The sequence below is a fragment of the Azospirillum isscasi genome, from assembly GCF_030849505.1.
GTDB classification, from domain to species: domain Bacteria; phylum Pseudomonadota; class Alphaproteobacteria; order Azospirillales; family Azospirillaceae; genus Azospirillum; species Azospirillum isscasi.
On record NZ_JAUJFI010000063.1, the window covers coordinates 27,677 to 29,711 of the forward strand.

The following is a 2,035-nucleotide window of genomic DNA, read 5'->3' on the forward strand; positions in this document are numbered from 1 at the left end:
AACCCCGTCTCGGCCACCGCCACCGACGCGGCGGGCAACGTCTCCGCACCGGGCACCCAGTCGCTGGTCATCGACACCACCGCCCCCACGGCGACGGTTCTGTTCGACGACGACAGCATCGACGCGGTGGAACAGTCCAGCAGCGCCTTCACCATCAGCGGCAGCGAGGCTGGGGCCGCCTTCACCTGGACCATCGCCTCCTCCGGCGGCGGCCGGGTGAGCGGAAGCGGCGTGACCACCAGCGGCACCACCCGGGTGGGCGGGCTGGACCTCTCCAGCCTGGGCGACGGCACGCTGACGCTGTCGCTTGGCCTGACCGACCCGGCGGGCAACGCCTCGCCGCTCTTCACCGCGGCGACGCAGAAGCTGACCGCGACGGTGGAGAAGCCGGCCCCGATTGCCCCGCCGCCGGTGGCTACCGTGGACGGCGCCACCGTCACCGGCTCGGTCACCACAGGCACCGACGGCAGCCGCACCACCACGGTGACCGTCGCGGCGACCAACAGCGAGCGCGTGGAGGACGGCAGCACCGCCAACGCCGATCTGGCCGACGTGCCGGTGGTCCGCGAGCAGGTGGTCGATGCCCAGACCGGGCAGCTGTCCACCGTCACCACCCTGACGGTCAGCGTCTCCACCGGGGTGGCCGTCACCACCACCGGCAGCGCCGAGCGGCAGACCGCCAGCCAGGCCCAGACCGGGCTGAGCGGGCTGATCGCCGCCATCGAGGCCCGCACCGACGAGGGCACGGCGGCGCGCAACGGCCTGACCGGCGGCGGGTCGGGCTTCCTCGCCGCGCTGTCGACCCAGGCCCGGCTCCTCGTGCGGGCCATCGACTTCAGCGCGCCGGGCGTGGTCGCCGGACAGGCGGTGCAGACGCGGGTGACCGGCAACACGCTGGGCGGCACCGGCACCGGCAGCACGGCGCCGACCGCGGTGGTGCTGAACACCACGTCGGTGGCGGCCCCGGTGACCATCCAGCTCGACAACGTCGAGTTCGGGGCGGTGGTCGGCAACGCCACTCTGGTCGGCGGCGAGGGCGAGCAGGTGGTCTACGGCGATAACCACCAGCAGTACATGTATCTGGGGGCCGGCGACGACGTCCTGCACGGCGGCGGCGGCAACGACACGGTGGCCAGCGCCGGCGGCAACGACACGCTGTACGGCGACGAGGGCGACGACGTGGTGATGGGCGGCGAGGGCGACGACTGGGTGCTCGGCGGCGAGGGCAACGACCTGATCGGCGGCGGCACCGGCAACGACCGCGGCTTCGGCGGCACCGGCGACGACATCCTGTTCGGCGAGGAGGGCGACGACACGCTGACCGGCAATGAGGGCCACGACACGGTGGTCGGCGGGGCGGGCAACGACCTGCTGTTTGGCGAGGAGGGCGACGACCTTCTGGTCGGTGACGAGGGCGACGACACGATCAACGCCGGGACCGGCAACGACGTGGCGCTGGGCGGGGCGGGCAACGACCTGATCGGGCTGGGCGAGGGCGACGACCTCGCCACCGGCGGCGAGGGCGACGACACGCTGCTGGGCGAGGCCGGGAACGACACGCTGTTCGGCGGGGCGGGCAACGACCTGATGGACGGCGGGGCGGGCGACGACGTGCTGTTTGCCGACGGCGGGGCGGACACGCTGTGGGGGGGCGCCGGGGCCGACCTGTTCGCCTTCGGGCGGGCCTCGGGCGGCTCGGTGGTGATGGATTTCCAGGCGGGCGTCGACCGTCTGGCCTTCTACGACGGCACCATCGACCTCGGCGCGGTGATCCACTCGGCCCGCGTGGAGGGCGGCAACACCACCCTCGACATCGGCTCGGGCAACCGCATCACCATCCGCGGCCAGACCGGAAACGTCGCCGACTGGTTCGGCTGAGCGGGTTGGTGCGGCACATCAGCAACGCTTTGCTTTGAGCAAATCATGACCGGTGACCAGTCGCTCACCGGACGTGTTCTTAGCAGGCCGCGGAAAAAGGCTATGCCCGGCTTGCCGGTCGTGATTCTCTCCGTTTGAAGAGAATGCGGCCGGTGAG

General features: G+C 72.2%; 1 pseudogene. It reads left to right on the top strand.

What is annotated here, in order from left to right:
- Positions 1-1,878: pseudogene (locus QSG27_RS14355) on the top strand (Ig-like domain-containing protein); the annotation flags it as partial.
- Positions 1,879-2,035 lie beyond the last annotated feature (157 nt).